The sequence below is a fragment of the Pseudomonas sp. USTB-Z genome (assembly GCF_019691255.1).
GTDB lineage: Bacteria > Pseudomonadota > Gammaproteobacteria > Pseudomonadales > Pseudomonadaceae > Aquipseudomonas > Aquipseudomonas alloputida.
This window is the reverse complement of record NZ_JAECZP010000014.1, coordinates 113,460-140,409: the sequence shown is the minus strand read 5'-3', so window position 1 is coordinate 140,409 and position 26,950 is coordinate 113,460. Positions and strand designations below refer to the sequence as shown.

The following is a 26,950-nucleotide window of genomic DNA, read 5'->3' as shown; positions in this document are numbered from 1 at the left end:
CTCCGCGAGTTCTGCCTGAAATGGACGAAAGCAGCAGTATACAGATGCTTTGATCGCCTGTGCGGGCCTCTTCGCGGGCATGCCCGCTCCCACAGGATCACCACAGATCCAAATGCTGTGAAATACCTGTGGGAGCGGGCGTGCCCGCGAAAGGGCCGAACCTGCCATTCGCTTCCCAGAACCTTCCCGCCAACAGTGGGTCAAACCCACATCTCCCCATGTAGTACCGCATGATGTCGCGCCTCGTCGCCTTGCTCTTCCTGCTGTGCACCGGCCTGGCCCAGGCCGCCGCCCCCACTGTACTGCAACGCCCGATCGACCTGGACACCGGCCAGGGCGTGCTGCACGGCAGCCTGCTGCTGCCACAACAGGCCACCCCGCCGCCAGTGGTGCTGATCATCGCCGGCTCCGGCCCCACCGACCGCGACGGCAACAACCCGGCGTCGGGCCGGGTCGACAACCTGAAGCGCCTGGCCCTGCTGCTGGCCAACGAACACATTGCCAGCGTGCGTTACGACAAACGCGGGGTGGCCGCCAGCCAGCCGGCCACGCCTGACGAGCGTGACCTCAGCGTGGAGCGCTACGTGGCCGATGTGGTCGCCTGGAGCCGCAAGCTCAAAGCCGACCCGCGCTTCGGCCCGCTGATCCTGATTGGCCACAGCGAAGGCGCACTGATTGCCAGCCTGGCCGCCGAGCAGGCGGGCGCCAGCGCAGTCATCACCCTGGCCGGCAGCGGCCGGCCGCTGGCCGAGGTGCTGCACGAACAACTGGCCCAGCGCCTGCCGCCCGCGCAACTGGCCGGTGGCAGCGCCCTGCTCGACCGCCTGCAGGCCGGGCAGACCAGCCTGGATGTGCCAGCGCCGCTGCGCCAGGTGTTTCGCCCCAGCGTGCAGCCGTACCTGATTTCGCTGTTCCAGCAAAACCCGGCAGCCGCCTTTGCCCGCCTGCCGATGCCCGCGCTGATCGTGCAGGGGCGCAACGACGTGCAGGTGGACGTGGCCGACGCCCAACGGCTGAAAGCGGCCAAGCCAGATGCACAACTGGTCCTGATTGATGGCATGAACCACATGCTGCGCATCAGCCCCAAGGGCATGAGCCAGCAGCGCGACAGCTACCTCAACCCCGAGCTGCCGCTGGCGCGTGAGCTGGGCGAGCGAATTGTGACGTTCATCCAGCATTTGCCTTCGGCGTAAGTCAAACAGGCTCAGGTCTCAGCCATGCCTGCCGATACAGCAGGCATAGCTGAGGACAAGCCCTGATGACCACCTCCCCCACCGCCGTCGAGCCGGCCGAAGAACCCCAGGAAATCCCCGCCCTGCCCTGGGCCGAGCTGACCGCCGAACATTTCCAGCTGCTGCGCCTGGCAGCACTGCCTACCGACCGCAGCACCGGCGCGCGGCCGCTGCGTTTTGTGCAGTTCGGCTATGCCGAGCGCCATGACAAGGCCCACAGCCTGCTGCGCATGGAAATCCAGTTGCCTGGGCAGAAAGTGCACAAAGAGCAGAACCGCCTGGACATCCGCGTCGACCATGCCGAGCGCCTGGTGCGTATTGGCAATGAACAGGGCCTGCAACTGGAACCGGTGAACCGTGGCATCGGCCGTTTCATGCTGGCCCAGGCCGCGCAGTGGTTGCAGCGCAAGTGGTCGCACTACCGGGTTGAAGGCATGGCGCTGCCGAGCAAGGATGCCCTGAACGAGGACTCACGCCTGCGCCGTGACCACTGCTTGCGCGGGGTGGGTATCGAGGTGCAGTACGAGGACAGCCAGCACCTGAAGGGCCGTACCGCGGATATGACGGTGGGCCAGCTCAAGGCCGCCTGGAGCAGCGAGCGCCTGCAGCGGGTGGAGATTCTGGATGCCGCCAACCTGCTGCAGCAGGCGGACCAGCAACTGCAGGAAAAGGAAGGGCAACTGCGCGAGCGGGATGAGCGCGTGGCCAAATACCAGCGCGAAGACGGCGGATTGCGTTTCACCATTACCTGCCTGGTGGCGTTTGCCGTGTTCCAGGCAGGGCTGTTGATCTGGATTGCAACCCGCTAAGACCGCATCTGCCGGTGGAGATTGGGGCCGCTTCGCGGCCCATCGCGACACAAGGCCACAGATTGATCGCGCACCTTGTGAGGCCTTGTGTCGCGATGGGCTGCAAAGCAGCCCCAAATAGCCTAAACGCGGGCCTTGAACAATTCCTGATGCTGGCGGCACTGCTCGGCGGTGAGCATGAACACCCCGTGCCCGCCACGCTCGAATTCCAGCCAGGCAAAGTCCACCTCGGGGTACAACGCCTCGACATGCACCTGGCTGTTGCCCACTTCGACAATCAGCAAACCCTTCTCGGTCAGGTGGTCAGCCGCTTCGGCCAGCATCCGCCGTACCAGGTCCAGGCCGTCGCTGCCGCAGGCCAGGCCCAGCTCGGGCTCATGGTGGTACTCGGCCGGCATGTCGTCGAAGTCTTCGGCATCGACATACGGCGGGTTGGACAGGATCAGGTCAAAACGCTGCCCCGGCAAACCGCCAAAGCCATCGCCCTGCACGGTGTACACGCGCCCGTCCAGGCCATGGCGCTCGATGTTCTGGTTGGCCACTTCAAGGGCCTGGAACGACAGGTCGGCCAACACCACCTCGGCCTCGGGGAACACGTCAGCGGCGACGATGCCGATGCAACCCGACCCCGTGCACAGGTCCAGAATGCGCGCCGGCTCGCTGGCCAGCCACGGCTCGAAACGTTTTTCGATCAGCTGGCCAATGGGCGAACGCGGCACCAGCACCCGTTCGTCGACAATGAACGACATGCCGCAGAACCAGGCCTCGCCCAGCAGGTAGGCGGCCGGTACACGCTCTTCGATACGGCGCTTGAGCAGGTGCTGAAGGCGTACTCGCTCGTCGTCCTCGAGCATGCAGTCCAGGTAGCTGTCGGCCACCTCCCATGGCAGGTGCACCGCACCCAGCACCAGCAGGCGGGCTTCGTCCCAGGCGTTGTCGGCACCGTGACCGAAGAACAGGTCATGCTCGTGGAAGCGGCTGACCGCCCAGCGGATGTAGTCGCGCAGCGTGCGCAGACGGGATGTGATCACGGGGTACTCCTATTTTCAGACCGGACAAAAGTCTAACAGCCCCACCCGCACATTTGTTCCTTTGCCTTGCCCAAAGGCTAGCCACAGGCCAGTAACCATGCCGCTTGCGTTGTCAACCATTCCCATTGGCGCCAAGGCAGGGGAGAATAGGTATACAAAAGCCCTATCCAAGGAGCCCTTGATGTCCGTTCCAACCACGATGTTTCGCCTCACTGGCCGCGACTATCCGCCGGCCAAGCTGAGCCACGCCAGCCTGATCATCATCGATGCACAAAAGGAGTACCTCAGTGGTCCCCTGAAGCTGTCGGGCATGGACGAGGCCGTGGCCAACATCGCCAGGTTGCTCGACGCCGCCCGTAAAAGCGGCCGTCCGATCATCCATGTTCGCCACCTGGGCACTGTTGGTGGCCGCTTCGACCCCCAGGGGCCGGCTGGCCAGTTCATTCCGGGGCTGGAGCCGCTGGAAGGTGAAATCGTCATCGAAAAACGCATGCCCAACGCGTTCAAGAACACCAAGCTGCACGAAACTTTGCAGGAGCTGGGCCACCTGGACCTGATCGTCTGTGGTTTCATGAGCCATTCCAGCGTCAGCACCACCGTTCGCCGCGCCAAGGACTATGGTTATCGGTGCACCCTGGTAGAAGACGCGTCGGCCACCCGCGACCTGGCATTCAAGGACGGCGTCATTCCGGCCGCTCAGATTCACCAGTGCGAAATGGCCGTGATGGCTGACAACTTCGCTTGCGTCGCCCCCACCGCCAGCCTGATCTGAGCGGCTTGCAGGACCGCCCGGCAGCCGGGCGGAACCCGATGGGCAGCAGCAGGTCGAATTCCGGATATCCACCGAGGAGAGCGGAATGAAGCTTAAAGGCAGTTTCGACGCCAAGCGCCTGCGCCCGCGCGAGCCGCGTAACTGGGGCGCCCGCCTGGCGGCCGGTCTGTCGGCCCTGCTGGCGACGCTGGGCGTATTGCTGGCCATGGCCGGCGTCGCCGGCCTGCTGGGCAACTACCCTGCCCTGCAGGAACTCAACGCCAACAAACCGTTGTCCAGCATCCTCACCGTGGCTGGCTTGTTGCTGCTGTGGCTGGGCGTGCGTTTCTGGCGGCGCAGCCGTATCCGCTTGCGCCGCGGGCGGGAGCTTAACCTGTCGCCGCACCTGATGAAGAAGCACGATTGAGACGCGGCTAACGCGGTCCTTGTGGGAGCGGCCTTGTGTCGCGAAAGGGCCGCAAAGCGGCCCCGGCAATTCATGCAGTGAAGCTGAAATCCTCGGGGGCGCTGCGCACCCCTTTCTCGACGCAAGGCAGTTGCCCCCCCGATCGCACCGGCCTCAAGCCATACGCAATCCCTGTAGGAGCGGGTTTACCCGCGAAGAGGCCCGCACAGGCTGCACACGGCCCCACAGTCGCGTAAACTACGTCGCCTACGTGGAGGCATCATGCAAGACGACGATTTTTCCCTGTTCAAGGCCGAAGTGCGCGGCGTAAAGCCGATCAGCCACGACCGTGCCGACGTCGGCAAGCCCAAGGCCGACCGCCAGAAGCTGGCCGGCCTGCGCCAGGCGGCGACCGTGCGCAGTGACAAGGCCTTGGTCATCGATGGCATGTCCGACCAGTTCGTCATCGACGTAGGCGCCGAAGACGAGCTGATGTGGCGCCGCGATGGCGTGCAGGAAGGCCAACTGCGCAAGCTGAAGCTGGGGCAGATTCCATTCGAGGGCAGCCTCGACCTGCACGGCATGACGGTGGAAAAGGCCCGCGAAACCTTGTGGGACTTCATCGCCGAAGCCACCAAACTGGAGGTGCGCTGCGTGCGAGTGACCCACGGCAAGGCCGCGCGCCTGGACGGCAAGCGCCCGATGATCAAGAGCCACGTCAACACCTGGCTGCGCCAGCACCCGCAAGTGCTCGGTTTTGCCTCGTGCAGTGCCCGCCACGGCGGTACTGGCGCGGTGTATGTGATGCTGAAGCGAACCATGCTCGAAGGCCGCGACGAGTAACGCCGCGCTTGCAGCGCCGCCCTCACCGCCGTACCCTTCGTTTTTGCGATTTTTTCCCACAGGTAGATCCATGTCCCTGGAACAGAACTACACCGAGATCCTCAGCCAGATTGGCGAGGACGTCTCCCGTGAGGGCCTGCTCGACACGCCCAAGCGGGCTGCAAAGGCGATGAAGTACCTTTGCCGCGGTTATGAGCAAACACTGGAAGAAGTCACCAACAACGCTTTGTTCAGCTCTGACAACAGCGAAATGGTGCTGGTCCGGGACATCGAGCTGTATTCGATGTGCGAGCACCACATGCTGCCGTTCATTGGCAAGGCACACGTTGCCTACCTGCCGAAGGGCAAGGTACTGGGCCTGTCCAAGGTGGCACGTATCGTCGACATGTACGCCCGCCGCCTGCAGATCCAGGAAAACCTCAGCCGCCAGATCGCCGAAGCCGTGCAGCAGGTAACCGGTGCCGCGGGCGTGGCCGTGGTGGTCGAAGCCAAGCACATGTGCATGATGATGCGCGGTGTCGAAAAGCAGAATTCGACCATGATCACCTCGGTGATGCTGGGTGAGTTCCGCGATAACGCCGCCACCCGTAGCGAGTTCCTCAGCCTGATCAAGTGATTGGTTGCTGACCCCAAGCCGACCCTTCAGGGTCGGCTTTTGCATTTCAGGAGTTGTCCATGATCGTCAAAGCCCTGCGGGTTGGCCTCGGCCAGCTCATTGTGTTCGGTGACTGGATCAGCCGCCCGGCCAAGCGCAAGCGCGACGCGGCCGCCCAGGCCCGCATCGAGCAAGCGGCCAAGGGGCTGGCGCTGTACCAGTTCCACGCCTGCCCGTTCTGCGTCAAAACCCGCCGCACCCTGCACCGTTTGAACGTGCCGGTGGCGCTGCGCGACGCCAAGAACGACCCGGTGCACCGCCAGGCCCTGCAAGAAGGTGGCGGCCGAGTGAAAGTGCCATGCCTGCGCATTGAAGAAGCCGGCAAGGTGACTTGGATGTATGAGTCCAAGGCGATCATCGCTTACCTGGATGAGCGGTTTGCCGCCATCTGACTGACGCTGCAGATCCCTTGTGGGAGCGGGCGAGCCCGCGAAGCAGGCATCGCGGTGGTTGGCACGGGCTGCGCCCGTGTTCGCGGGCACGCCCGCTCCCACAAGGGTTGCGCAAGCGCCTGGAAAACAGGTCGGCTTTCAACCCACCATCGGCACATGCCGCGGGTGGCTGCTGACCCGCTCCAGCCAGGCCCTTACCGCCGGGTACTCTGCCAGGTCGAACCCGCCCTGCTGCGCCACATGGGTGTAGGCATACAACGCCACATCGGCAATCGAGTAGTGCTCACCCACCAGGTAAGGCGTCATCTGCAACTGTCGCTCCATCACCTTCAGCGCCTTGTAGCCGCCCTTGTGCAATTTGCGGTACTCGTCCAGGCGCTCGTCCGGCAGCCCCAGGTAGAACTGGATGAACCGCGCCACGGCAATGTACGGCTCATGGCTGTACTGCTCGAAAAACTGCCACTGCAGCACCTGGGTACGCAGGCGCGGCTCGCTGGGCAGGAACTCGCTGCCATCGGCCAGGAAGTTGAGAATGGCGTTGGACTCCCACAGGTAGCTACCGTCTTCCAGTTCCAGCACCGGTACCTTGCCGTTAGGGTTCATCGCCAGAAACTCGGGCGTTTCGGTCTCGCCCTTGAGGATGTCCACCGGGTGCCATTCATAGGGCCGGCCCAGCAGGCTCAACATGAGCTTGACCTTGTAACAGTTACCCGACTGGTAGTCGCCATAGACCTTGTACATCGACCCTCCCTGCAAAGCAGTTTCGCAATTGCGCCCAATATTTGGCGACTGTACGGCTAAAAGCAATGGCCGCTGTATGGCAAGGATCAACCTTGCTCGCTGTAGTCTGAAAAAACTGCTTACACCTTTACAAGGATTTTATTCATGACCGATGCCACTTCCGCACGCCTGCGGCCCCTGGCAGACACCGCCCCCTCGGCGGTGGTCGCCGGCTTCATTGCCATGCTCACCGGCTATACCAGTTCGCTGGTGTTGATGTTCCAGGCCGGCCAGGCGGCCGGGCTGACCACCGCGCAGATCTCGTCATGGATCTGGGCGCTGTCGATCGGCATGGCGGTATGCAGCATCGGCCTGTCGCTACGCTACCGCACACCGGTCACCGTCGCCTGGTCCACCCCCGGCGCGGCGCTGCTGATCACCAGCCTGGGTGGGGTCAGCTATGGCGAAGCCATTGGCGCCTACATTACCTGCGCCTTGCTGGTGCTGGTGTGCGGCCTGACCGGCAGCTTCGAGCGCCTGGTCAAACGCATCCCGGCCTCGCTGGCCTCGGCGCTGCTGGCGGGCATCCTGTTCAAGATCGGCAGCGAAATCTTCGTGGCCGCCCAGCACCGCACGCTGCTGGTGCTGGGCATGTTCTTCAGCTATCTGCTGGTCAAGCGCCTGTCGCCGCGTTATTGCGTGCTGGCCGCGCTGTTGGTGGGCACGGCATTGTCCGGCGCGTTGGGCCTGCTGGACTTCAGCGGCTTCCACCTGGAAGTGGCCAAGCCGGTGTGGACCACCCCAAGCTTCTCGCTGGCGGCGACCATCAGCATCGGCATTCCGCTGTTCGTGGTGGCCATGACCTCGCAGAACATGCCCGGCGTGGCCGTCCTGCGTGCCGACGGCTACCAGGTACCGGCCTCGCCGCTGATTTCGGCCACCGGCTTTGCCTCGCTGCTGCTGGCGCCGTTTGGCTCGCATGGGGTCAACCTGGCGGCGATCAGCGCGGCGATCTGCACCGGGCCGCATGCCCATGAAGACCCGGCCAAACGCTACACCGCGGCGGTGTGGTGCGGGATTTTCTACGGCATTGCCGGGGTGTTCGGCGCCACCTTGGCGGCACTGTTCGCGGCATTGCCGAAAGAACTGGTGCTGTCGATTGCGGCACTGGCCCTGTTTGGTTCGATCATGAACGGTTTGACCGTGGCCATGAGCGAGGCGCGTGAGCGGGAGGCCGCGGTGATCACCTTTATGGTGACCGCTTCGGGGCTGACCTTGTTCTCGATTGGTTCGGCGTTCTGGGGGATTGTGGCGGGGGTGTTGGCCTTGGTGATTCTTAACCCGCGCAGGGGGTGAGGGTTGTTGTTGCCTGGGGTGGCCTCTTCGCGGGTAAACCCGCTCCTACGACGGGAAATCACACAACCCGCGAATGGGCCGGCACAGGCAACGAGATTACAACCTGAAATGCCCCACCATGCCCTTCAAATCGGTGCCCAGCTGCGCCAGCTCGACACTGGACCGGGCATTGTCCTGCATCGCCAACGCCGCCTGGTCCGCACTGCCACGAATCTGCGTGACACTGCGGCTGATCTCTTCCGCCACCGAACTCTGCTGCTCGGCGGCTGCGGCAATCTGCTGGTTCATCTGCTGAATCAATGACACCGCTGCGGCAATGCTGCCCAGTGCACTTTCGGTTTGCAGTGCATCGGCCACGGCCAGCCGCACCAGCTCGGTACTGCCGCGGATCTGCGTCACTGACTGCTGGGCATTGCCGCGCAGGCTGGCCACCAAGGTCTCGATCTGCTCGGTGGATTGCCGGGTACGCCGCGCCAGGGCGCGCACTTCATCGGCCACCACGGCAAAGCCGCGCCCCTGCTCGCCGGCGCGGGCAGCCTCGATGGCGGCATTCAACGCCAGCAGGTTGGTTTGCTCGGCCACGCTCTTGATCACTTCCAGCACATCACCAATGGTGTGGATTTCGGCACTGAGGCTGTCGATGCCGGCACTGGCAGCTTCTGCCGCCGACGCCAGCTGCTCGATGCGCTGCATGCTCTGGCGTACCACCTGCTGGCCGGTGTCGACCTTCTCGTCCGCCGCCTGGGCCGCCTGCGCCGCCTCCTCGGCATTGCGCGCCACATCGTGCACGGTGGCAGTCATCTGCTGCATGGCGGTCGCCACCTGCTCGGTTTCCTCCTTCTGGCTGCCCACCTCGCGGTTGGTCTGCTCAGTCACCGTCGACAACGCCTGGGCACTGCCGGCCAATTGTTCGATGCCCTGCTGCAAGCCGCTGACAATGCCCGAGAGCCCCGCCGCCATCTGCTGCATGGCCTGCATCAGTTGCCCCACCTCATCCCGGCGCGGCGCCTGGGCGTCGAAGCCCAGCTCACCCGCCGCAATGCGCTGGGCACGGGCAATCACATGCTTCAACGGGCCGACCACAGCCCGGGTAATCAGCCAGGCCGCCAACACGCCTACAAGCAGCGCCAGCGCCGTGGCCAGGCCGATGGCCAAGGCATTACGCTGCAGCTCGCCCTGTAGGGCCTGCTCCTGCCCAAGATAGGCCTGGTCGACACGACCGGTAACCCGCTCGGCGCTGGCTTGCAACTGCGCCTTGAGCCCCTGCTCGCGGGCCAGCTGGTCGGTGTATTCGTTGAGCTTTTCCGAGAAACTGCCAATGTGCCCAGCCACTTCGCCCAACACACTCTGATAACCGGCATCGCCAACCGCGCCTTGCAACTGGCTGACCAGGCCAGCGGCCTCCACCGTCTGGGCAATACGCTCCTGGCTCACACCCTCCTCGCCCTTGCGGCTTTTTTCCAGGCGTACCCGTGCTTCGTCCATGGCCTGCAGCATCAGCCGCGACACCTGGGCCACCTGCGCGGCTTGCTCCAGAAACTCGCCACCCTGCTGGCCCTGGGACTGCTTGAGGGTGTACACGCCGTCATCGGCCAGGCCGGCCTGCAGCACATCAAGGTTGTTGGACACGTTGGACACCGACCAGCTGGCCATGTCCAGCGCCAGCTCCTTGGCTTGCACGGCCTCGACAAAGGCTTCGAAGGCCTGGCCATAGGCCGCAAGATCGGTTTGCGCCGCCGCCAGCGCCGGCAGGCCTCGGGCGCGTTCCACCAAGCCCTGCAGGCCGCCACGCAAGGCGTCGGCCTGCTGCATGTCGGAGCGCAGGGCAAACGCCTGCTCATGCTCGCGCAAGCGCAGCAAGTCGGTATTGAACTGGGCCAGCTGACGCAAGCTGTCGAAGCGCTGGCCAACGCTGTGCAACGCCGCGACGCCGATAGCCGCCACCGCCAGTGTCAGCAGCAGCACCAAGGCAAAGCCCAGGCCAAGTTTGCGGGCCATGCCCAGGTTGGCCAGCACACCGTGCTTGCTCGCGCCCATCGCCGATCCCCTTTCAGCCAGTGAGGTTATCCCGAAGGCTAAGGGTGGCAACGTTATCTGCCAATGAACAAGGGGCTGGCGTCAGAATAGTGTCAAATAGCTATGTCTTGTCGTTTTTGGCTGCAAAAGGGTCGCTTTCAGTGCCAGCTGTAAACGATATCACTAGGCCATCAATGATAGCCCGTCCCTCAACCTGCGACGGCGTCCACCCATATTAAATCGGCGCAAGTAAAACATTCATTTATTCCAACCCACACTTTATAAACCACTATTGACGCCATTAAATTTGCGCCAAAAGTGGGGCATTGAAATTTTTTTAAAGAGCCCTGCACACAATAAAAACGTCGCTATCGTGATCGGTAACTGGCCCGCTCTCCGGACCTGCAGTGCACCCTGGAGCTTGCAATGAAAACAGCCATATTTACTGCTGTGGTCACCCCGTTGCTGCTGTTTACTGTGCCAACCGTTGGCTATGCCGAAACTTCCAACGCCCCGTTGTTCATCCTTGGCTTACAAGGGAGCTACACCCAACTGGAACTCAACGGCCGTAATAATGAAACCGAAGATATGCCCGAAGGTGGCTTATTCATTAACTACGGCAACAAGATGACGGCCACGCAAGGCCTTGTCTACCAGGCCGAGGCCAGTGGCATGTACTCGAAACAGCATGACCAGAAGCTCAAGGACGGCCAGGCCGACCTGGACCTGGGCTGGCGCTTGGCACTGGCCGAACGGCATTCAGTCGACCTGCTGCTGGGCGCCGGCTACAAGTGGAACCGGTTGGAACCCAATACCAGTCGCCATGATGTCGACCTTACCAACCGCACGCCGTTCGCCAAACTGGCGGCGGGGTACAATTACCGCTTCAATAATGCCACCTTGCGTTTCGAGGCGGGCATACGCCAGGTTATCAATGGCGATTCGCAATTGAAAATACATGGCATCAGCAACGAAGAGCTTGATTTGAAAGATACCACCAACCCCTTTGCCGAACTTAGTGTGCTGTTCAACCAACACGGTACTGTGCCGGTATACGCTTCGCTTTACTTCAGCCGCTACAACTATGAACTGGATGGGCAGTTCCGGATGACTGACTCGGACGAACAAACCCGTGACGAGTACGGCCTGAAAATAGGCGTCAGCTTTTAGCCGGGTGGCCGGCTGGCTGCCCGGCTTGCTCAGAACGGACTGGGCACGCCCATCCTGTCCATGCGCGACATGGTAGGCTTTGGCCTGGTGATCGCATTTGTCAGGGGCGGGCTTGCCCACGAAGCAGCCCGCACGGTACCCACTCAGATCGCCGTAGCCCCACCATCCACCGTCAGGCAATGCCCGGTGGTAAACGCTGCGCCGTCACTGCACAGGTACAGTACAGCGCTGGCGATTTCCTCGACCTTGCCAATGCGCCCCACCGGGTGCATGGCTGCGGCGAACTCGGCCTTGCGCGGGTCGGCCTGGTAAGCGCGGCGGAACATGTCGGTGTCGATCACAGCCGGGCACACGGCGTTCACGCGGATGCCCTTCTTGGCGTACTCGATGGCCGCCGACTTGGTCAGGCCGATGACCGCATGCTTGCTGGCGCTGTAGATGCTCATCTTTGGCGCCGCCCCAAGCCCCGCCACCGACGCGGTATTGATGATGGCCCCACCGCCTTGGGCCAGCAACAAGGGCAACTGATACTTCATGCACAACCACACGCCCTTCACGTTCACGCCCATGATGGCATCGAACTCCGCTTCGCTGCCTTCGGCCAGGCGGTGTTGCTCGATCTCGATCCCGGCGTTGTTGAAGGCGTAGTCCAGCCGGCCGTAGGCGGCCATCAGGCGCTCATGCAACTGGCGCACCTCGGCGTCGCGGGTCACGTCGCAGGCAATGAACAGCGCTTCGCCGCCTGCCGCGTGGATCTGCGCCACGGTGGCCTCGCCGCCGACCGGGTCGAGGTCGGCCACTACCACTTTCATGCCCTCGTGGGCGAACGCCAGGGCGGTTGCCCGGCCGATGCCGGCACCCGCGCCGGTCACCAGGGCTACCTGGCCAGAAAAGGTCATGCTCATCGCGTGCTCCTGTGAGGGGTTGGGTGGGGTTCAGAGCATAGTCAGCCACCGCTCGGCCGGGCAGCATCATCACAGCAACGGTTGGGCTACCATGCTTGTCAGTGATTTTAAGGAACCGCCTTCATCAACAAGGTAGATTGAACGCCTTACGCCCTCCACAGCCCACAAGGACCCGCCATGACCCAGACCAACCGCCGCTTCCTGCTTGCCAAACGCCCGGTCGGCGCCGTGCGCCGTGACGACTTCAGCTTCGAGACCGTACCCGCCGAGCAACCCGGCGAAGGCCAGGTACTGGTGCGTAACCTGTACCTGTCGCTGGACCCGGCCATGCGCGGCTGGATGAACGAAGGCAAGTCCTACATCCCGCCCGTGGCCCTGGGCCAGGTAATGCGTGCGCTGGGCGTCGGTGAAGTGGTTGCCTCCAATCACCCCGGCTACCAGCCCGGCGACCACGTGAGCGGCGCCCTCGGCGTGCAGGACTACTTCACCGGCGAGCCCCAGGGCCTGCACAAGATCGACCCCAAGCTGGCCCCCCTGCCCCGTTACCTGTCAGCCTTGGGCATGACCGGCATGACCGCCTACTTTGCCCTGCTGGAGGTCGGCCAACCCAAAGCTGGCGACACCGTGGTCATTTCCGGCGCGGCCGGTGCGGTGGGCAGCATTGTCGGGCAGATTGCCAAGATCAAAGGCTGCCGCGTGGTCGGCATTGCCGGCGGTGCCGAAAAGTGCCAGTACCTGAAGGACGAGCTGGGCTTTGACGGCGTGATCGACTACAAGGCCGAAGACGTGCTGGCCGGCCTGAAGCGCGAATGCCCCAAAGGCGTGGACGTGTACTTCGACAACGTGGGCGGCGACATCCTCGATGCCGTGCTGACGCGCATCAACTTCAAGGCACGCATCGTGATTTGCGGCGCGATCAGCCAGTACAACAACAAAGAAGCGGTGAAAGGCCCGGCCAACTACCTGTCGCTGCTGGTGAACCGCGCGCGCATGGAAGGCTTTGTGGTGATGGATTACAGCAAAGACTACGGCAAAGCCGCGCTGGAGATTGCCGGCTGGCTGGCCAGCGGGCAGGTGAAGAGCAAAGAGGACGTGGTGGAAGGGCTGGAAACCTTCCCGGAGACCTTGTTGAAGCTGTTCAGCGGGGAGAATTTTGGCAAGTTGGTGTTGAAGGTTTAAACGCCACCGATGGCCCGACACAGGCCGTCGTAGGAGCGGGTTTACCCGCGAAAGGGCCGGTCCTGCGGGCCAATTTCCACAGGCCCTTCACCGTTGCCGCCGCCACCGTATTCGCGGTAAACCCGCCCCAACACAGATCGGGGGTGGACACACGGCGGCGGCCCGGCACAGGCCGTCGTGTAGGAGCGGGTTCACCCGCGAAAGGGCCGGGCCTGAGGGCCAATCTCCACCGGCCGTTCACCGTTGCCGCCGCCACCGTATTCGCGGGTAAACCCGCTCCTACACGGATCGGGGGTGCAGCCACATCAGGGGTTCGACACAGGCATCGGTGGTTCGGCACAGGCCCTTGCTGGACAGCCGCAGGTTAATTACCCACGAATCTCCGCCACCACCGCTGCCAACGCTTGCGCAGGGTCTGCAGCCTGGCTGATCGGCCGGCCAATCACCAGGTAGTCCGAACCGGCATCCAGTGCCTGACGCGGGGTGAGGATGCGGCGCTGGTCATCCTGCGCGCTGCCCGCCGGGCGAATGCCCGGGGTCACCAATTGCAACGATGGGTGCGCCGCCTTCAGTGCCGGGGCCTCGAGCGCCGAGCACACCAAACCGTCCATACCCGCTTTTTCCGCCAGCGCCGCCAAACGCAGCACTTGCTCCTGGGGGTCAACATCCAGGCCAATGCCGGCCAGGTCTTCACGCTCCATGCTGGTCAGCACGGTCACGCCAATCAGCAACGGCTGCGGGCCGCTGCGCTTGGCCAGCTCTTCACGGCAGGCCACCATCATGCGCAGGCCACCGGAGCAATGTACGTTGACCATCCACACGCCCATCTCGGCGGCGGCCTTTACCGCCATGGCGGTAGTGTTGGGAATGTCGTGGAACTTGAGGTCCAGGAACACTTCGAAGCCCTTGTCACACAGGGTTTCGACAATGCCCGAAGCGCTGCTGGTGAACAGCTCCTTGCCAACCTTCACCCGGCACAGCGCAGGGTCAAGCTGGTCAGCCAGCTTCAGGGCGGCCTCACGGGTAGGGAAATCCAGGGCGACGATCAGGGGCGTCTGGCAGGCGGACATGGGCAGGGTCTCTTGGCAAGTCGAAAACGGCGCGCATTGTAAACGAAGTGACGCAGGCTTTGGGGCCCGCAGGTCACGGAATTGGCCCTGCACGGCCTGGCACCTATAATTGAACCAACGGAACGGGCAATTGCTCAAAACTTATGTAACCGTTGCCCATGGCCCGATCTAAGGAGAACGACAATGCCCTGGTATGCCTGGCTGATACTCATCATAGCCCTCGGCTCGATTGTCGGCGGGTTGATGATGCTACGCGACACGGCCAAAAAACTGCCGCTGACCGAAGAGCAACTGCGCAAGGTACATGAGCGCAATGCCGAGGCGGATGCCAAGGACGCTCAAGACCGCTAAAACGCCCAGCCTTTCAGGCGCTGCGCCTGCGGGAGCGCGCCATTCCCGGCACGTAAAGGCCGGGCCAGGGCATCACCCCGGCCCCTGCCCGCTTACTCCACCATCACCTTGTCCCGGTTGCGCTCCAGCAACGCATTGCCTATGCCCTTTATTTCCAGCAACTCATCCACTGAAGCAAACGGCCCATTGGCCTCGCGGTAGGCCACGATAGCCTCCGCCTTGGCCTTACCAATGCCGTTCAGCTCCTTTTGCAGGGTGAGGGCATCTGCCGTGTTCAAGTCCAGCCTCGGCGCTTGCTGTGCCTGGGCCTGGGCCACCACCGGCACCGGTTCGGCCACTGCCATGGTGCTGGCCGGGGCGGCGCTAAGGGAGAACGACAAACTGGTGAACAGCGGCAGCAGCAGGTACGACAGAACGTTATTGCGCATGGTCAACACTCCTTGGGTTGGTCATTTTCCAGCAACCGCTTTCCTTCGGCTGCGCAACCAACCCTAGCGGGTAACCCGGCCGCACAATACCCAACCACCCCGGCGAATGGTTACCGAATCGGTCAGCAAAACGCTCAACTTCGCCCACCCACCAACAGTGGCCGTTTCCTCCTCGCTCGGCGCCGGCCCTTGATGCACAAGACTCCGGCCCTGTGCCTGTAGCCAAATCCCGGTTGGTTCGACACCCACTGCCCACCAATGCCCGGCCATTCTCCTACAACGCACGCCGAACAAGGCTCACCCCGTAAAGCAGCCGGCCGTGGCGGCTTCAAGCGCATCTGGAACATGGCGACACCAACACCCCGTTCAACACCCCCGATCGATGTACAGGGCTTCCCCCGCGAATGCGGTGGCGGTTCGCGGGTAAACCCCCGCCGACAACGGTCGGCAATAACGGCGAAGCTACTTGCCTTGGGGTGCACACCCAGCACGTCAGACTTTCCTGAAACCCTGCCCCACCTCTTCAGCTCGACAACCAAGCGAACTATCCTACGCGCCAGTCAGAAGCAGCTGAATTGTCGGGGAAATGCCCCAGGGATAACTTCACCGGGTCGCCCTGTTGGTGACCGGGTGTGAGAACTCGTTGTGCACTGCTGCTCTACTGTTCAATGGCAGCCATTCGCGGGCAGGCTTCGGCTTGGCCGGTTTCAGTGCATCGGTTTCTCACCCCGCGCAATGGCTGCCACCTTTGTCCGTGAGAAAGATCGAGGTGGTGAGTTCTAACAACGCACTGGAACCTCACCATGAAAAACAACAACCAATCCCCCCTCCTCACCGCAGGCATCGAAACCTTCCTCGAAGCCGGCAACCCCACCCTGGACCTGCTCCGCGTCCAACCCGGCATCCCCGTCGATGACGCCTATGAACACGTCTCCGTCCTGCTGGGCTACTGCAAGCACCTGGTACGCGAAGGTGACATGGAAGACGACCACAAGATGCTGGGCGCAGCGGACTACCTGCTGGCCACCGCAAAAGCCCTGATGAACGACATCGAGATTGCGAAAAACAGGCAGCACTGAAGGGAATGACGCGAGACCAGGCGAGGCTATGCCTCGCTTGCAGTCAGAAGAAATGGGCTTCATCAGTCCAGACATGGCGAGGGCAAACCACTGCAGTGGCCAAGCCCCCGCCCTGTGGGAGCGGGCGCGCCCGCGAACACCGGCACCGCCGGTGCCATCCCCCCCAATGCCTACAAGATCACAGCCCCCACCCGCCGCTCAAATCTCACTGCGCGGATAAACACTGATAAACGCCGAAATGGCAATCGCGTCCCCATCATCCACCTTCACCCGCGGGCTCTGCCCCGAGCGCTTGATGTCAGACGCAAACTCAGCGGTCTTGAATGCCTGCTCAAGCTCGTCACCGCCCACCCCGGCATAAACGACCACCTGGGTACCGGTATTGTGCTTCTGCAGGGGCAACTGCTTGATCTGAACCTGCACACCCGCCTTGGTCAGCGCAACGGCAATTTCCTTGGCAAAGCGCACAGCTTCCTTGTCATCTTTGTGGATATTCAGCAACACCACCGGCGCCAGCGTCTTAGCCTTCAGCTCGCCCGCCAATGCCTTGAACGCATCATGCGCCTGCGGCGTCAACGCTCGGGGCTTCAGGCTGGCTTCCAGCTTCAACCGCTCGGCCCTCTCGCGCTCAAGTTCCGCCCTGAGCGCATCGTTCTGCTCCATGAGCTGCTCGATCTCCAGCCTGGCCTGCACGTCCGACTCCTGGACCACAGTAACCACCTGCGCCCCCCGGGAAACGGGCACTTCGGCTTGCTGGTTTTTTACATCCGAGGTCATATGGGCAATGATCATCGCACTGGCGGCGATCAGCGCTGCGATTACCGCAGTGGCAGAGGCTATGGCATGGATAAGGCTGGCTGCGTCTGCTGAAATATCAGGCATAAACAACTTCTTGAAGTTAGGGATGTTCATCGTTTCACGGTCAGGCAGGCGTGCCGGGCAGAGGCCACGGAACGGGTACAAGTCGAGCCAGAAGGCTAGCGAGGCCTGGCAGATTGCCATAATTTTGCGGATTTTGCTGGAAAACACAAAGTCTCCGCGACCAATGTTGCATCCCATACTGCGCCCGCTACGCGCCATCCAGTGAATAACCAAGCGGCCGCGCAAGGACAATATCGGATGTAGCCCTCTCGCATTCGCGCAGCGCCCTTCGGCAGCGGACCTGCCTGGCAGCCCTATCAGTCATGACGCAGTTTAATCAGAAAATCAGCCTTAATAGCCTCAGAAAACTTAAGGCTGGTGTGGGGTGAAAACTATTGCGTGGGGTTACAGACTTGGTCTGAGAAAGCCATACAACCTCTTAGACTGCCGCCTTCCGGCGCGCGCCAAAAGAGCACCGTAGAACGCCTCGCTCTGGGTGAACAAATACTCATCCAACAGTTAAATTTTGCACTCAGCAGCGCGCCTTTCGATCTCATCGGTTACCTGTATGAGTGGCCTCACTTAAATATTCACGCCCTGCTTAATCTCATAACAAGGAATCATGAGCTAGAAAAATAGCCCCTCGGCCTTCCCAATACTGCTTCAGCATGCCCTCAACCAGCCGCAGCCCCCTGCGCGTAGCGGCACAACGCCAGCTATCCCGTAAGGCTGGCAACCTGATGCGATCTGCTGTATCTATGACGCCCTTTCGACCCAGGGAGAAGGCTGTGGAGTGGTACGAGTCGCTTTTTTTGCAGATGTGTAGTCATGTTCTAACCCAATCCAAGATGGCAAATCGCCGCGGACTCACTGGGGCTTTGACTATGGACACCACATCGACTCGCGATCTGGTAGAGAGTTACGAGCGTAACGTGGCAGTAGCGTTCAGCGCGGCAGAAATGAAAGACCATCTTTCACAAGGTGCAAACTGTGTGGTCCTGATCATTGTGAAAGAGCACCAGTTCCAGAACTACTTGACCGATATTAACCGTCAACAAGAGGTCGTATTGAGTGCCACGCTGCGTACGGATGCCCGATCCACCGAGTACGCCAATTACCATGTCGACATCGCGGTTATACGACCCACCTCATCAGGCCCCATGGACATCGCTCACTAAAACGTGACGCTCGCTGTGGCCCCTAGTGCCGGGCCGACCGCCGCCTACACTCGCCTTCCGAACGTGTAAGCGGCGGAAATTGCAGCGCTTACCTCGCGGCGCCCCGAGCATCCTCTGGAAAGTCCAGCTATGATGCCTTCGGCCCTGATCGATGTGCAGAGCGACGCCCCCTCCAGCGTGGGTATACCGTCACCTGCTTCACGGGCCTAAACGTTCGTGGCAACACCCCAGCCTTGGCTTTTACAGCCAGGCTATACCTGCCTCAACGAGGTAGCGCAGCAAAATTCATGCGGCTAATCATTTTGCCCACCATCCCCTTCTAAACGGTGCCTGCAGTCGGCACCGCATATGAGAGATGTATGTACGCACCTATCCAAACTCGTTGCTTCAAAGCCTATGACATCCGCGGCCAAGTGCCGACCGACCTCAACGACGACATCGCCTACCGCATCGGTCGCGCCCTGGTGGCCCAATTGGGCGGACGCAGTTACGTGGTCGGCCGTGACATGCGCCTTGAAAGCCCGGGCCTGTCGCGTGCCTTGATGCAGGGCCTGACCGAAGGCGGTGCCGATGTGATCGACATCGGCCTGTGCGGCACCGAGGAAGTCTACTTCGCCACCAGCCATTACAAGGCAGATGGTGGCATCATGGTCACCGCCAGCCACAACCCGAAGGGTTACAACGGCATGAAGCTGGTGCGTGAGCAGTCGCGCCCGATCAGCGGTGACACGGGCCTGAACGATATCCGCCAGCGCGTCGAAACAGGCGAACTGGGCACTCAAGCGGCCACGCCGGGTAGCGTACGCGAAGCGTTCGACAAATCTGCCTACATCGAGCACCTGCTGACCTACATCGACCTGGGCGCACTCAAGCCCCTGAAAGTACTGGCCGATCCTGGTAATGGCGCGGTTGGCCCGGTACTGGAGCTGCTCAAGGCCCGCCTGCCGCTGGATATCACCATCATCAACGGCGAGCCAGATGGCAACTTCCCCAACGGCATCCCCAACCCGCTGCTGCCAGAAAACCGTGACCTTACCCGCCAAGCAGTGCTGGAAACCGGCGCAGACATGGGTATCGCATTCGACGGCGACTTTGACCGCTGCTTCTTCTTCGACAATCAGGGGCGCTTCATCGAAGGCTACTACGTGGTCGGCCTGCTGGCCGAAATGCTTCTGGCCAAGCACCCGGGCAGCAAGATCATCCATGACCCACGCCTGACCTGGAACACCATCGAGCAAGTCAGTGCCGCCGGCGGCCAGGCCATTCAGAGCAAGACCGGCCACGCCTTCATCAAAGAGCGCATGCGCGCCGAAGACGCGGTGTACGGCGGTGAAATGAGCGCGCACCACTACTTCCGCGATTTTGCCTACTGCGACAGCGGCAACATTCCGTGGCTGCTGGTCGCCGCGCTGATGAGCCACACCGGCAAGAGCCTGGCCCAACTGGTAGACGAGCGTATTGCGGCATTCCCGTGCAGTGGCGAGATCAACTACGAAGTGGCCGATGTGAAGGGCACCATCGAGAAGATTCTGGCGTTCTACTTGCCACACAACCCAAGCGTCGACCGCACCGATGGGATCAGCGTCGAGTTTGCCGACTGGCGCTTCAGTCTGCGTGGTTCGAATACCGAACCCCTGCTGCGCCTGAACGTCGAGAGCCGGGGCGACGAAGCGCTGGTCGCTCAGCGCGTCGCCGAAATCGCCCGCCTGATCCGGGAATAACCTGGCCAACGGAATTGCTGGTGCATCTGGGCGTGCGCAAGCACGTGCCATAAACGACTCGGCAATTTGGGGCTGCCTCGCAGCCCCTTGTCTCGCCCCCTTCCCACGCCCAACGGTCTAACCACTGCTTTAGGGGCAGACCGTCTAGTCAGCGGCTGACCATCAAGTACCTGCATTTTCTGTTACACAATGTGAACCCGATCACCTACACAATTACGCCTCCAGCGTAAGCTGCAAAGCACCCAAACTGTGAAAACCTGCTGGCCCACCACTTCTCAAGATGAAATCATTGTGCCATCATCCAGTGAGCTGCCATTCGTCTCGAATATGTCCAATGGATTAGAACTTTTGACGGGATTCGCAGCATCTCGCTTGACGCTTATGCCCCCCGGCGCTTACCCTTCCGCCCCTTAGAACAGGGAAGTTTCCGGAATAACCGTCTGAATTCGCCTCCGGGCGAGCCTTTCCTGAAGATGAATTTCGGCGTGCCCAGGCGCGCTGCATTGCTTTGCGGTAGCCATCTTGAAAGCTCGTTCGTCTTTACAGATCCAGAAATCGGTCATCTTCGCCTTAGTCCTGCGCGAAGCGCGTGCACGCGTAGGTGGCACACGCATGGGTGCCTTGTGGATGCTGCTGGAGCCGCTGGTTCACCTCCTTCTCTTCACACTACTGTTTGCGATGCTGCGCGGCCGCACTGTAGCCGGGGTTGAATATCCGGTATTCATTTTGGTTGGTATGGCGCCTTTCCTGCTTTACCGCAATACCGCATTACGAATGATGGACAGCTTGCGGGAAAACCGCTCGCTCTTTGGCTACAAGCAAATTAAGCCACTAGACACCTATGTCGCTCGCGTCATTGTAGAAACCTGCATCGCAGCCACCGTTTACGCCATTCTGGTGTTTGGCTTTGCATGGTGCGGTTTTGACATGTCTATCCATAGCCCACTGCAGTGGGTCGCTACCCTTCTAATCGGACTACTGTTCGCTTTCGGCTTAGGAATGTTCCTAGCCATGATCACTCACGCTTTACCCAGCCTGAAGATCATAATCCGCATGGCCTTCTTCCCGCTGTATTTCATATCTGGTGTCCTAATTCCAGCATCCTATTTGCCCCAGGCCATGATGCCAGTGCTACTGCTCAACCCGTTCCTGCATATCCTCGAACTGATTCGCGCCGAGGTTCTGCCGCATTACACCCCGGTCGATGGCGTGTCCGAGACCTACGTAATCAGCTTCACCTTGGTATTGCTGTTCCTATCTCTGGGTGCCTATCGCGCCCGCAGGATGCACCTGATTTCCACCAAGAACGGTTAAGTACAGGCCAAACGTGTTCGAGCTCAGAAACGTAACCAAGTCGTACCTCACGCCCAATGGTCGGCGGTATGTCTTCCGCAACCTGTCGCTTGCCATCCCGCCGGGCAAGAACATTGGGCTTATCGGCCGCAACGGCGCCGGCAAGTCCACGCTTATGCGCCTGCTTGGCGGTGCTGACGTGCCCGACTCCGGCACCATCGTTACCGACCGCAGTATTTCCTGGCCGGTTGGTTTGACGGGCGGCTTCCAGGGCAGCATGACAGGGCGCGACAACATAAAGTTTGTCTGCCGCGTTTATGGTGCAACTGGCGACGCCATGCGCGAAAAGATTCGCTACGTCCAGGAATTTGCCGAGATCGGCGACTGGATCGACGAGCCAATCAAGACCTACTCCTCCGGCATGCGTTCACGCGTGGCTTTCGGCCTAAGCATGGCATTCGACTTCGATTACTACCTGATCGACGAAGTGATGTCGGTTGGCGATGCGCAGTTCAAGCGCAAGTGCAACGAGGTTTTCCAGGAAAAACTGCAGAAGTCCAACGTTGTGCTGGTGACCCATACCATGTCCGAAGTCGAAAAACTCTGCGACGTGGTCCTGCTGGTGCGCAATGGCGAAATCCAGGTGTACGACGACGTATCCGAAGGCATCAAGGCCTACAGCAGCTAAATAAACCACATTCCTAATTTTAAGCAGCACCGTTCGACTTCAAGGATGCATCCAATTATGAGCAGTACGGGTAAAAAGAAGGGCTGGCGCCTGGCGATCGCCATGGTGGTTTTGCCAATGATCCTGGCAGGGGTTTACTACGGCCTATTTGCCGCTGACCGCTTTGTCAGCTCCGCCCAAGTGGTGGTACGCCAGGATGGCAACAATCAAGGTGCACAGATGCCAGGCCTTGCTACCTTGCTGACAGGCACCAACCCGGCCTCGCGGGAAGAGACCCTTTACCTGCGCGAATACATCACGTCGATGGACATGATGCTGCTGCTCGAAGACAAAGTGCACTGGATCGAGCAATTCGCAGCTCAGCGCAGCGACGTATTCTTCTGGCTGGACAAGGACGCACCGCGCGAAGACCTGCTGAAGTACTACCAGCGCATGGTTTCGGCCCACTACGACGAAACCACCGGCCTGCTACGTGTTGAGGTTCAGGCATTTACCCCTGAACTGTCCGAGAAAATGCTGCGTGTCATCCTTCAGGCCAGCGAACACTTCGTCAACGAAGTCAGCCACAACATTGCCCGTGAGCAGATGAAGTTTGCTCAAGGCGAGCTGGAAACTGCGCGCGTCAACTACGCCAAGCGCAAGACCCAGCTGCTGAACTTCCAGAATGAGAACAAGGTACTGGACGGTGGCAACACCGCACAAAGCCGCGCCACCATCATTGCCGACCTGGAAGGTCAGTACACCAAGGAACAGGCCGTTCTGACCGAGATGTCATTCAAGCTGCGCGCTGATGCGCCGCAAGTTCGCCAGCAGAAGCAGAAGGTTGAAGCCATCACTCGGCAATTGACCAAAGAGAAACGCTTGCTGGTTTCGTCCCCGCAGGGCTCACAGCTCAACGTAGTCGCTTCGCGCTTCCAGCAGCTGACCCTCGACGCCGGTATCGCTGAAGAAACCTACAAGACCGCTGTTGCTGCACTCGACAATGCGCGGATCGAAGCAAGCAAGAAGATTCGCACGCTGGTTACTGTAGTCAGCCCCAACACTCCACAACTCGCCCTGTACCCTGAGCGCTGGTACAACCTGGCAACTATCTTGCTTGGTCTCCTGATGCTCTACGGCATTACTCGCTTCATTCTGGCTTCGATCGAGGATCATCGTGATTAAATCCCTGGCTGCCTCCAAGTCAATCAATCTGAAGCTGGCAGCTCTCGCGCTGGCAACCATTGGGCTATCCGGCTGCGGTGGCACCCTATCAGGCGCTGGACCCTACAAGGGCACGATTGAGAGCAAAACCGAGGCATATAACCTCGTCGATATCAATGCGAGCACCATTGCTCCATACATGGCAGGTGCACCTCGCCCAGCCCAAGCTAACGTCACCAAGCCTCAGTCACCCGAAGTGCGCTTGGCTTCAGGTGATGTGCTGAACGTATTGATCGCTGACACCGCGCCTGAAGGGTCTGCAGTGTTCGCCCCACTTGCAACCGGCGGCACTCAACTGAAATCGCGTATCGATGCTCAAGGCATGCTGTCATTGCCTTATGTTGGGCGCCAATTTGTAGCGGGCATGACGCTGAATCAGGTTGAGACCATGATTCGCCGTCAATTGAAGGGCATCACAACCGACGTACAGACTCATGTCGAACTCGTCGGCGATCTGTCTGGCTCAGTACTTGTTGCTGGCGCCGTCAAGACCCCAGGCCGCTTCAGCACCTTGCAAGGTCCACTCACTTTGCTCGATGCAGTCAACCAGGCGGGTGGTCCTGTTCTGGAGCCACATCTGGTCAACGTAACCGTACGCAATGGTAGCCAAGTACAACAGTTCAACTATGAAGATGTTCTCGCTGGCAACAACATGGTGCTTCGCCCGAACTCAGAGGTAGTCTTGGACCGTGCACGTCAGCGCTTCGTCGCGATGGGTGCAGTAGCCGAACCGGGTTTGAAAGATCTTCCGAGCCAAAACACAAGCTTGCTAGACGCATTGGGTAGTGTTGGCGGCTTGCGCGAAGCAAATGCCAACCCGGAAGGGGTTTTTGTTTTCCGTATGGGCAATGGAAAACAAGCAAAGCCAACCGTTTTGCGACTGAATATGCGCGACCCAGCAGCCATTTTCTACGCTCGCCAGATTGCAATCAAACCTGACGACACTATTTATGTCACCAATGCTGCGGTTTACGAGTGGCAAAAAATTATCGCACCAGTTGTCCAGACGATGCTGCTCGGCCGCGCCACTGGCGCTTACAATTAATTATCTGATCAAGGATAAGGAAATTAAATGATCCCCGTCATACTTTCCGGAGGCTCTGGATCGAGGCTATGGCCTTTATCCCGAGCTATGCACCCTAAGCAGTTCCTCGCCATCAGCGGTGAGCAGACACTATTTCAGAATACGCTGATGCGCCTGGCGGCTATTCAGAATGGACCTTTGAAGCCGATCATCGTCAGTAACGAGAATCATCGCTTTTTGGTAGCGGAGCAATGCCGCGCTCTTGGAATTGTACCGAACGGCATCCTGCTTGAGCCTATTGGGCGCAACACTGCTCCAGCGATCGCTGCTGCAGTGATTCAATCGATGCGCTCCGGGCAAGACGAGCTGCTCCTGGTTCTGCCAGCAGACCACGCAATCGACGACTTGGAGAGTCTGAGCGCCGCTTTTGCCGTGGGCGCAGAAGCCGCCCGGGACGGTAAAATTGTTACATTCGGCATTGTACCCACCAAACCGGAAACTGGTTACGGCTACATTCGCGTTCCAGAGAAAGGTTGTGGTGCACAGCCAGTAGAATCGTTTGTTGAGAAGCCCGATCTTCCTACTGCGGAAAACTATCTTGCAGACGGTCGCTACTACTGGAACAGCGGTATGTTCCTGTTCAAAGCCTCCACGATGCTTGAAGAGCTTCGTAAATTTGCACCAAAACTTGTTCTGACGGTTGAAGCTGCTATTACACTTTCTACTTCGGATTTGGACTTCACCCGCCTGGACCCCGAAGCCTTTAGCCTAGCAGAAGACATCTCCATAGATTACGCAGTCATGGAGCGCTCCGATCAAGTAATGGTCGTACCTTTGGACGCAGGCTGGAATGATGTAGGTTCTTGGTCCGCGGTGTGGGAAATCTCGGCCAAAGATGCACACGGCAATGCGACTCGTGGCGATGTGCTATTAGAAACGACTTCCAACACCTACGTCCATGCAGAGCACCGCCTGGTATCCGTTCTTGGTCTTGATGACGTTGTAGTAGTGGAAACTGCCGACGCCGTAATGGTCGCATCCAAGGCTAAAGCGCAGGATGTTAAAGTACTGGTAGATCGCATCAAACAAAGCAAACGCACTGAAGCATCGAATCATCGTAAAGTCTATCGCCCTTGGGGGGCTTACGACTCTATCGACAACGGTTCACGCTATCAGGTCAAACGCATCACTGTAGCGCCTGGCCAGAAGCTGTCAGTACAGATGCACTACCATCGTGCCGAGCACTGGATTGTAGTAACAGGCACCGCCAAGGTGACGATCGATGATAAGCAAATTTTGCTGACCGAAAACCAATCGACATATATCCCAGTTGGTGTAGTTCATGCACTGGAAAACCCAGGAAAGATTCCTCTTGAAATGATTGAGGTGCAATCTGGGACCTACCTTGGCGAAGATGACATTGTACGCTTTGAAGACAGATACGGCCGCGCCCCAGTTGCGCCAGCTGAAACCATTTAATTAACTTTTAACACTCGAGTTTGCGAAGATGAAGAACGGTGTATTTGAAATATTGGCCTTGGGCGATCGTTTCTCGGCGGCCTACAGAAGCATTGAAGAAACCATTCGCTATTTTGGTCAACTTACTTTCAGGGAAGAAGGGTCTTTCGAAAAAGCCGACGACGTAATCTCCTTCCTCCGAAACTCTTCCTTCGACATGGTCATCATGCCGAACCCATATGGCAACGAACGTCGCCGCTGGGTTTATACTCATCTGAAAAACTTCGGCTTCCCAGTCCTAGTGTTTGACCGCGGCGCTCTTCCTGGCTCTTGGTTCTTCGACATTGGTTTTAACGCAGATAGCGCGACCTACCATCCTATTCGATGGGACAAACCGCTCACTGACGATGAGACTGCTGCAGTTGAGGCTTACATCGCTGATGCAAAAACCCATGCACCATTGGAAGCTCAAAGCCCAGCTATCGGTGGTGAAGCTCTGAAAAAGGAACTGGGCCTTGAGGGTAAAAAAGTCCTCTTCGTACCATTCCAGCGCCCCTCCGACACCACAATCAAGTTCTTTAGCGGCCCAATCGCAAACTATCAGAACTTTGTCAAGCTGGTAGCAGATACTAAGACTCAACTCCAGCAGCTTTCTAGCGACTGGGTTGTAGTAGCGAAGAAGCACCCTCTTGAACAAACACGTCCAGTCGCAGATGTTATCTTTGTTGATGACGACACCCATGTTCACGATCTGATCGAGATGTCCGAGGCTGTACTTCTTGTGAATAGTGGCGTTGGTGTAATTGCCGCTCTATTTGACAAACCAGTACTCTACGCAGGCGACGCATTTTACGCCCACCCTAACTTCAACCGCCACGTTCAGAAGCCACACGACGTTGTTTACTTGCTGCAGAACGGATTCCAATTCAACAAAGAAACTCGCAACAGGTTCATCCACCATCTCGTTAATTCCGTTTACTCTTTCGGAACATTCGAAACAGAACTTGTCGCACAAAAGGACGGCTCTTACCGAAACATCACTCGAAAAATTCATTTCGACAAAGTAAACTTGCCAGACGAATTTAAAAAAAAAAGAACCTTCTCTTTGTAAGTCCAGTCATCCCAATCCCG

At 59.8% G+C, this 26,950-nt stretch carries 27 protein-coding genes and 1 pseudogene; 20 read left to right on the top strand and 8 right to left on the bottom strand.

What is annotated here, in order from left to right; all coding sequences use genetic code 11:
• Positions 1 to 230: 230 nt before the first annotated feature.
• Together I8746_RS17450 and I8746_RS17445 are read left to right on the top strand one after the other, a co-directional pair.
• Positions 231 to 1,193: an alpha/beta hydrolase gene (locus I8746_RS17450; protein WP_003252801.1), complete on the top strand. Its 963-nt coding sequence runs from the start codon at positions 231 to 233 to the stop codon at positions 1,191 to 1,193.
• A 65-nt stretch (positions 1,194 to 1,258) separates the two neighbouring features.
• Positions 1,259 to 2,041 carry a hypothetical protein gene (locus I8746_RS17445; RefSeq protein WP_221100881.1) on the top strand — a complete coding sequence of 261 codons (783 nt, stop codon included), beginning with the start codon at positions 1,259 to 1,261 and terminating at the stop codon, positions 2,039 to 2,041.
• Between the two features lie 122 nt (positions 2,042 to 2,163).
• On the opposite strand, the gene prmB is transcribed toward I8746_RS17445, so the two are convergent.
• Entirely contained in the window at positions 2,164 to 3,072 is a 909-nt protein-coding gene (gene prmB / locus I8746_RS17440; RefSeq protein WP_003252797.1) for a 50S ribosomal protein L3 N(5)-glutamine methyltransferase, read from the bottom strand.
• A gap of 181 nt (positions 3,073 to 3,253) precedes the next feature.
• Between prmB and I8746_RS17435 the strand changes: the two genes are divergently transcribed.
• The 5 genes from I8746_RS17435 (at position 3,254) to I8746_RS17415 (ending at position 6,119) form a co-directional block, all read left to right on the top strand.
• Complete coding sequence (locus tag I8746_RS17435) at positions 3,254 to 3,844, top strand: cysteine hydrolase family protein (RefSeq protein ID WP_003252796.1); 591 nt, start codon at positions 3,254 to 3,256, stop codon at positions 3,842 to 3,844.
• 85 nt (positions 3,845 to 3,929) lie between these two features.
• A complete protein-coding gene (locus I8746_RS17430; RefSeq protein ID WP_004577080.1) occupies positions 3,930 to 4,250 on the top strand; it encodes a hypothetical protein in 321 nt (106 codons plus the stop codon).
• A 261-nt stretch (positions 4,251 to 4,511) separates the two neighbouring features.
• Positions 4,512 to 5,072 carry a Smr/MutS family protein gene (locus I8746_RS17425; RefSeq protein WP_003252791.1) on the top strand — a complete coding sequence of 187 codons (561 nt, stop codon included), beginning with the start codon at positions 4,512 to 4,514 and terminating at the stop codon, positions 5,070 to 5,072.
• Between the two features lie 70 nt (positions 5,073 to 5,142).
• Complete coding sequence (folE, locus tag I8746_RS17420) at positions 5,143 to 5,688, top strand: GTP cyclohydrolase I FolE (RefSeq protein ID WP_003252789.1); 546 nt, start codon at positions 5,143 to 5,145, stop codon at positions 5,686 to 5,688.
• A 59-nt stretch (positions 5,689 to 5,747) separates the two neighbouring features.
• The gene (locus I8746_RS17415; protein WP_010952857.1) at positions 5,748 to 6,119 is read left to right on the top strand and encodes a glutaredoxin; all 372 of its coding nucleotides are present in this window, start codon (positions 5,748 to 5,750) and stop codon (positions 6,117 to 6,119) included.
• A gap of 138 nt (positions 6,120 to 6,257) precedes the next feature.
• Here the strand turns inward: I8746_RS17415 and I8746_RS17410 are convergent, their stop codons facing one another.
• Positions 6,258 to 6,860 (bottom strand): glutathione S-transferase family protein, encoded by a 603-nt coding sequence (locus I8746_RS17410; protein ID WP_003252786.1) that lies wholly within the window; start codon positions 6,858 to 6,860, stop codon positions 6,258 to 6,260.
• 144 nt (positions 6,861 to 7,004) lie between these two features.
• On the opposite strand from I8746_RS17410, the gene I8746_RS17405 reads away from it, so the two are divergent.
• Entirely contained in the window at positions 7,005 to 8,195 is a 1,191-nt protein-coding gene (locus I8746_RS17405; protein WP_221100880.1) for a benzoate/H(+) symporter BenE family transporter, read from the top strand.
• Positions 8,196 to 8,291: 96 nt separating this feature from the next.
• Here I8746_RS17405 and I8746_RS27630 read toward each other — a convergent pair whose 3' ends face one another.
• Together I8746_RS27630 and I8746_RS27625 are read right to left on the bottom strand one after the other, a co-directional pair.
• A complete protein-coding gene (locus I8746_RS27630; protein WP_370588378.1) occupies positions 8,292 to 8,996 on the bottom strand; it encodes a methyl-accepting chemotaxis protein in 705 nt (234 codons plus the stop codon).
• 204 nt (positions 8,997 to 9,200) lie between these two features.
• Positions 9,201 to 9,680, bottom strand: a pseudogene (locus tag I8746_RS27625) (methyl-accepting chemotaxis protein); the annotation flags it as partial.
• 957 nt (positions 9,681 to 10,637) lie between these two features.
• Between I8746_RS27625 and I8746_RS17395 the strand changes: the two are divergent.
• On the top strand, positions 10,638 to 11,381 hold the full coding sequence (locus I8746_RS17395) for a hypothetical protein (RefSeq protein ID WP_221100879.1): 744 nt from the start codon (positions 10,638 to 10,640) through the stop codon (positions 11,379 to 11,381).
• Positions 11,382 to 11,524: 143 nt separating this feature from the next.
• Here the strand turns inward: I8746_RS17395 and I8746_RS17390 are convergent, their stop codons facing one another.
• Complete coding sequence (locus I8746_RS17390; RefSeq protein ID WP_221100878.1) at positions 11,525 to 12,286, bottom strand: SDR family oxidoreductase; 762 nt, start codon at positions 12,284 to 12,286, stop codon at positions 11,525 to 11,527.
• A gap of 177 nt (positions 12,287 to 12,463) precedes the next feature.
• Between I8746_RS17390 and I8746_RS17385 the strand changes: the two genes are divergently transcribed.
• On the top strand, positions 12,464 to 13,465 hold the full coding sequence (locus I8746_RS17385; protein ID WP_003252767.1) for an NADP-dependent oxidoreductase: 1,002 nt from the start codon (positions 12,464 to 12,466) through the stop codon (positions 13,463 to 13,465).
• A gap of 368 nt (positions 13,466 to 13,833) precedes the next feature.
• Here the strand turns inward: I8746_RS17385 and pyrF are convergent, their stop codons facing one another.
• Positions 13,834 to 14,535, bottom strand: coding sequence for an orotidine-5'-phosphate decarboxylase (pyrF, locus tag I8746_RS17380; RefSeq protein WP_003252765.1), 702 nt, complete (start codon positions 14,533 to 14,535; stop codon positions 13,834 to 13,836).
• Positions 14,536 to 14,718: 183 nt separating this feature from the next.
• On the opposite strand from pyrF, the gene I8746_RS17375 reads away from it, so the two are divergent.
• Positions 14,719 to 14,886 (top strand): DUF2897 family protein, encoded by a 168-nt coding sequence (locus I8746_RS17375; protein ID WP_003252762.1) that lies wholly within the window; start codon positions 14,719 to 14,721, stop codon positions 14,884 to 14,886.
• 92 nt (positions 14,887 to 14,978) lie between these two features.
• Here I8746_RS17375 and I8746_RS17370 read toward each other — a convergent pair whose 3' ends face one another.
• Positions 14,979 to 15,314 (bottom strand): ComEA family DNA-binding protein, encoded by a 336-nt coding sequence (locus tag I8746_RS17370; RefSeq protein WP_003252760.1) that lies wholly within the window; start codon positions 15,312 to 15,314, stop codon positions 14,979 to 14,981.
• Between the two features lie 803 nt (positions 15,315 to 16,117).
• Between I8746_RS17370 and I8746_RS17365 the strand changes: the two genes are divergently transcribed.
• Entirely contained in the window at positions 16,118 to 16,393 is a 276-nt protein-coding gene (locus I8746_RS17365) for a DUF3077 domain-containing protein (RefSeq protein WP_003252758.1), read from the top strand.
• A 198-nt stretch (positions 16,394 to 16,591) separates the two neighbouring features.
• Here the strand turns inward: I8746_RS17365 and I8746_RS17360 are convergent, their stop codons facing one another.
• Positions 16,592 to 17,422 carry a hypothetical protein gene (locus tag I8746_RS17360; RefSeq protein ID WP_221100890.1) on the bottom strand — a complete coding sequence of 277 codons (831 nt, stop codon included), beginning with the start codon at positions 17,420 to 17,422 and terminating at the stop codon, positions 16,592 to 16,594.
• Positions 17,423 to 18,138: 716 nt separating this feature from the next.
• Between I8746_RS17360 and I8746_RS17355 the strand changes: the two genes are divergently transcribed.
• From I8746_RS17355 to I8746_RS17320, 8 genes are all read left to right on the top strand, one after another.
• A complete protein-coding gene (locus I8746_RS17355) occupies positions 18,139 to 18,432 on the top strand; it encodes a hypothetical protein (protein WP_227743071.1) in 294 nt (97 codons plus the stop codon).
• 359 nt (positions 18,433 to 18,791) lie between these two features.
• Positions 18,792 to 20,153, top strand: coding sequence for a phosphomannomutase (locus I8746_RS17350; RefSeq protein WP_098089204.1), 1,362 nt, complete (start codon positions 18,792 to 18,794; stop codon positions 20,151 to 20,153).
• Positions 20,154 to 20,675: 522 nt separating this feature from the next.
• On the top strand, positions 20,676 to 21,467 hold the full coding sequence (locus I8746_RS17345) for an ABC transporter permease (protein ID WP_221100877.1): 792 nt from the start codon (positions 20,676 to 20,678) through the stop codon (positions 21,465 to 21,467).
• A 13-nt stretch (positions 21,468 to 21,480) separates the two neighbouring features.
• Positions 21,481 to 22,134 carry an ABC transporter ATP-binding protein gene (locus I8746_RS17340; protein WP_134697994.1) on the top strand — a complete coding sequence of 218 codons (654 nt, stop codon included), beginning with the start codon at positions 21,481 to 21,483 and terminating at the stop codon, positions 22,132 to 22,134.
• A 57-nt stretch (positions 22,135 to 22,191) separates the two neighbouring features.
• Entirely contained in the window at positions 22,192 to 23,298 is a 1,107-nt protein-coding gene (locus I8746_RS17335; protein ID WP_221100876.1) for an ABC transporter permease, read from the top strand.
• Positions 23,291 to 24,382, top strand: coding sequence for a polysaccharide biosynthesis/export family protein (locus I8746_RS17330; protein ID WP_221100875.1), 1,092 nt, complete (start codon positions 23,291 to 23,293; stop codon positions 24,380 to 24,382). The genes I8746_RS17335 and I8746_RS17330 overlap by 8 nt, the downstream gene beginning before the upstream one ends.
• A 27-nt stretch (positions 24,383 to 24,409) precedes the next feature.
• The gene (locus I8746_RS17325) at positions 24,410 to 25,840 is read left to right on the top strand and encodes a mannose-1-phosphate guanylyltransferase/mannose-6-phosphate isomerase (protein WP_221100874.1); all 1,431 of its coding nucleotides are present in this window, start codon (positions 24,410 to 24,412) and stop codon (positions 25,838 to 25,840) included.
• A 28-nt stretch (positions 25,841 to 25,868) separates the two neighbouring features.
• The gene (locus I8746_RS17320) at positions 25,869 to 26,930 is read left to right on the top strand and encodes a CDP-glycerol glycerophosphotransferase family protein (protein WP_221100873.1); all 1,062 of its coding nucleotides are present in this window, start codon (positions 25,869 to 25,871) and stop codon (positions 26,928 to 26,930) included.
• Positions 26,931 to 26,950: the final 20 nt, after the last annotated feature.

Coding starts and splice junctions, on each gene's coding strand:
- I8746_RS17450 (WP_003252801.1), top strand. CDS start 231: ATGATGTCGCGCCTCGTCGCCTTGCTCTTCCTGCTGTGCACCGGCCTG.
- I8746_RS17445 (WP_221100881.1), top strand. CDS start 1,259: ATGACCACCTCCCCCACCGCCGTCGAGCCGGCCGAAGAACCCCAGGAA.
- I8746_RS17435 (WP_003252796.1), top strand. CDS start 3,254: ATGTCCGTTCCAACCACGATGTTTCGCCTCACTGGCCGCGACTATCCG.
- I8746_RS17430 (WP_004577080.1), top strand. CDS start 3,930: ATGAAGCTTAAAGGCAGTTTCGACGCCAAGCGCCTGCGCCCGCGCGAG.
- I8746_RS17425 (WP_003252791.1), top strand. CDS start 4,512: ATGCAAGACGACGATTTTTCCCTGTTCAAGGCCGAAGTGCGCGGCGTA.
- folE (WP_003252789.1), top strand. CDS start 5,143: ATGTCCCTGGAACAGAACTACACCGAGATCCTCAGCCAGATTGGCGAG.
- I8746_RS17415 (WP_010952857.1), top strand. CDS start 5,748: ATGATCGTCAAAGCCCTGCGGGTTGGCCTCGGCCAGCTCATTGTGTTC.
- I8746_RS17410 (WP_003252786.1), bottom strand. CDS start 6,860: ATGTACAAGGTCTATGGCGACTACCAGTCGGGTAACTGTTACAAGGTC.
- I8746_RS17405 (WP_221100880.1), top strand. CDS start 7,005: ATGACCGATGCCACTTCCGCACGCCTGCGGCCCCTGGCAGACACCGCC.
- I8746_RS27630 (WP_370588378.1), bottom strand. CDS start 8,996: ATGACTGCCACCGTGCACGATGTGGCGCGCAATGCCGAGGAGGCGGCG.
- I8746_RS17395 (WP_221100879.1), top strand. CDS start 10,638: ATGAAAACAGCCATATTTACTGCTGTGGTCACCCCGTTGCTGCTGTTT.
- I8746_RS17390 (WP_221100878.1), bottom strand. CDS start 12,286: ATGAGCATGACCTTTTCTGGCCAGGTAGCCCTGGTGACCGGCGCGGGT.
- I8746_RS17385 (WP_003252767.1), top strand. CDS start 12,464: ATGACCCAGACCAACCGCCGCTTCCTGCTTGCCAAACGCCCGGTCGGC.
- pyrF (WP_003252765.1), bottom strand. CDS start 14,535: ATGTCCGCCTGCCAGACGCCCCTGATCGTCGCCCTGGATTTCCCTACC.
- I8746_RS17375 (WP_003252762.1), top strand. CDS start 14,719: ATGCCCTGGTATGCCTGGCTGATACTCATCATAGCCCTCGGCTCGATT.
- I8746_RS17370 (WP_003252760.1), bottom strand. CDS start 15,314: ATGCGCAATAACGTTCTGTCGTACCTGCTGCTGCCGCTGTTCACCAGT.
- I8746_RS17365 (WP_003252758.1), top strand. CDS start 16,118: ATGAAAAACAACAACCAATCCCCCCTCCTCACCGCAGGCATCGAAACC.
- I8746_RS17355 (WP_227743071.1), top strand. CDS start 18,139: ATGGACACCACATCGACTCGCGATCTGGTAGAGAGTTACGAGCGTAAC.
- I8746_RS17350 (WP_098089204.1), top strand. CDS start 18,792: ATGTACGCACCTATCCAAACTCGTTGCTTCAAAGCCTATGACATCCGC.
- I8746_RS17335 (WP_221100876.1), top strand. CDS start 22,192: ATGAGCAGTACGGGTAAAAAGAAGGGCTGGCGCCTGGCGATCGCCATG.
- I8746_RS17325 (WP_221100874.1), top strand. CDS start 24,410: ATGATCCCCGTCATACTTTCCGGAGGCTCTGGATCGAGGCTATGGCCT.
- I8746_RS17320 (WP_221100873.1), top strand. CDS start 25,869: ATGAAGAACGGTGTATTTGAAATATTGGCCTTGGGCGATCGTTTCTCG.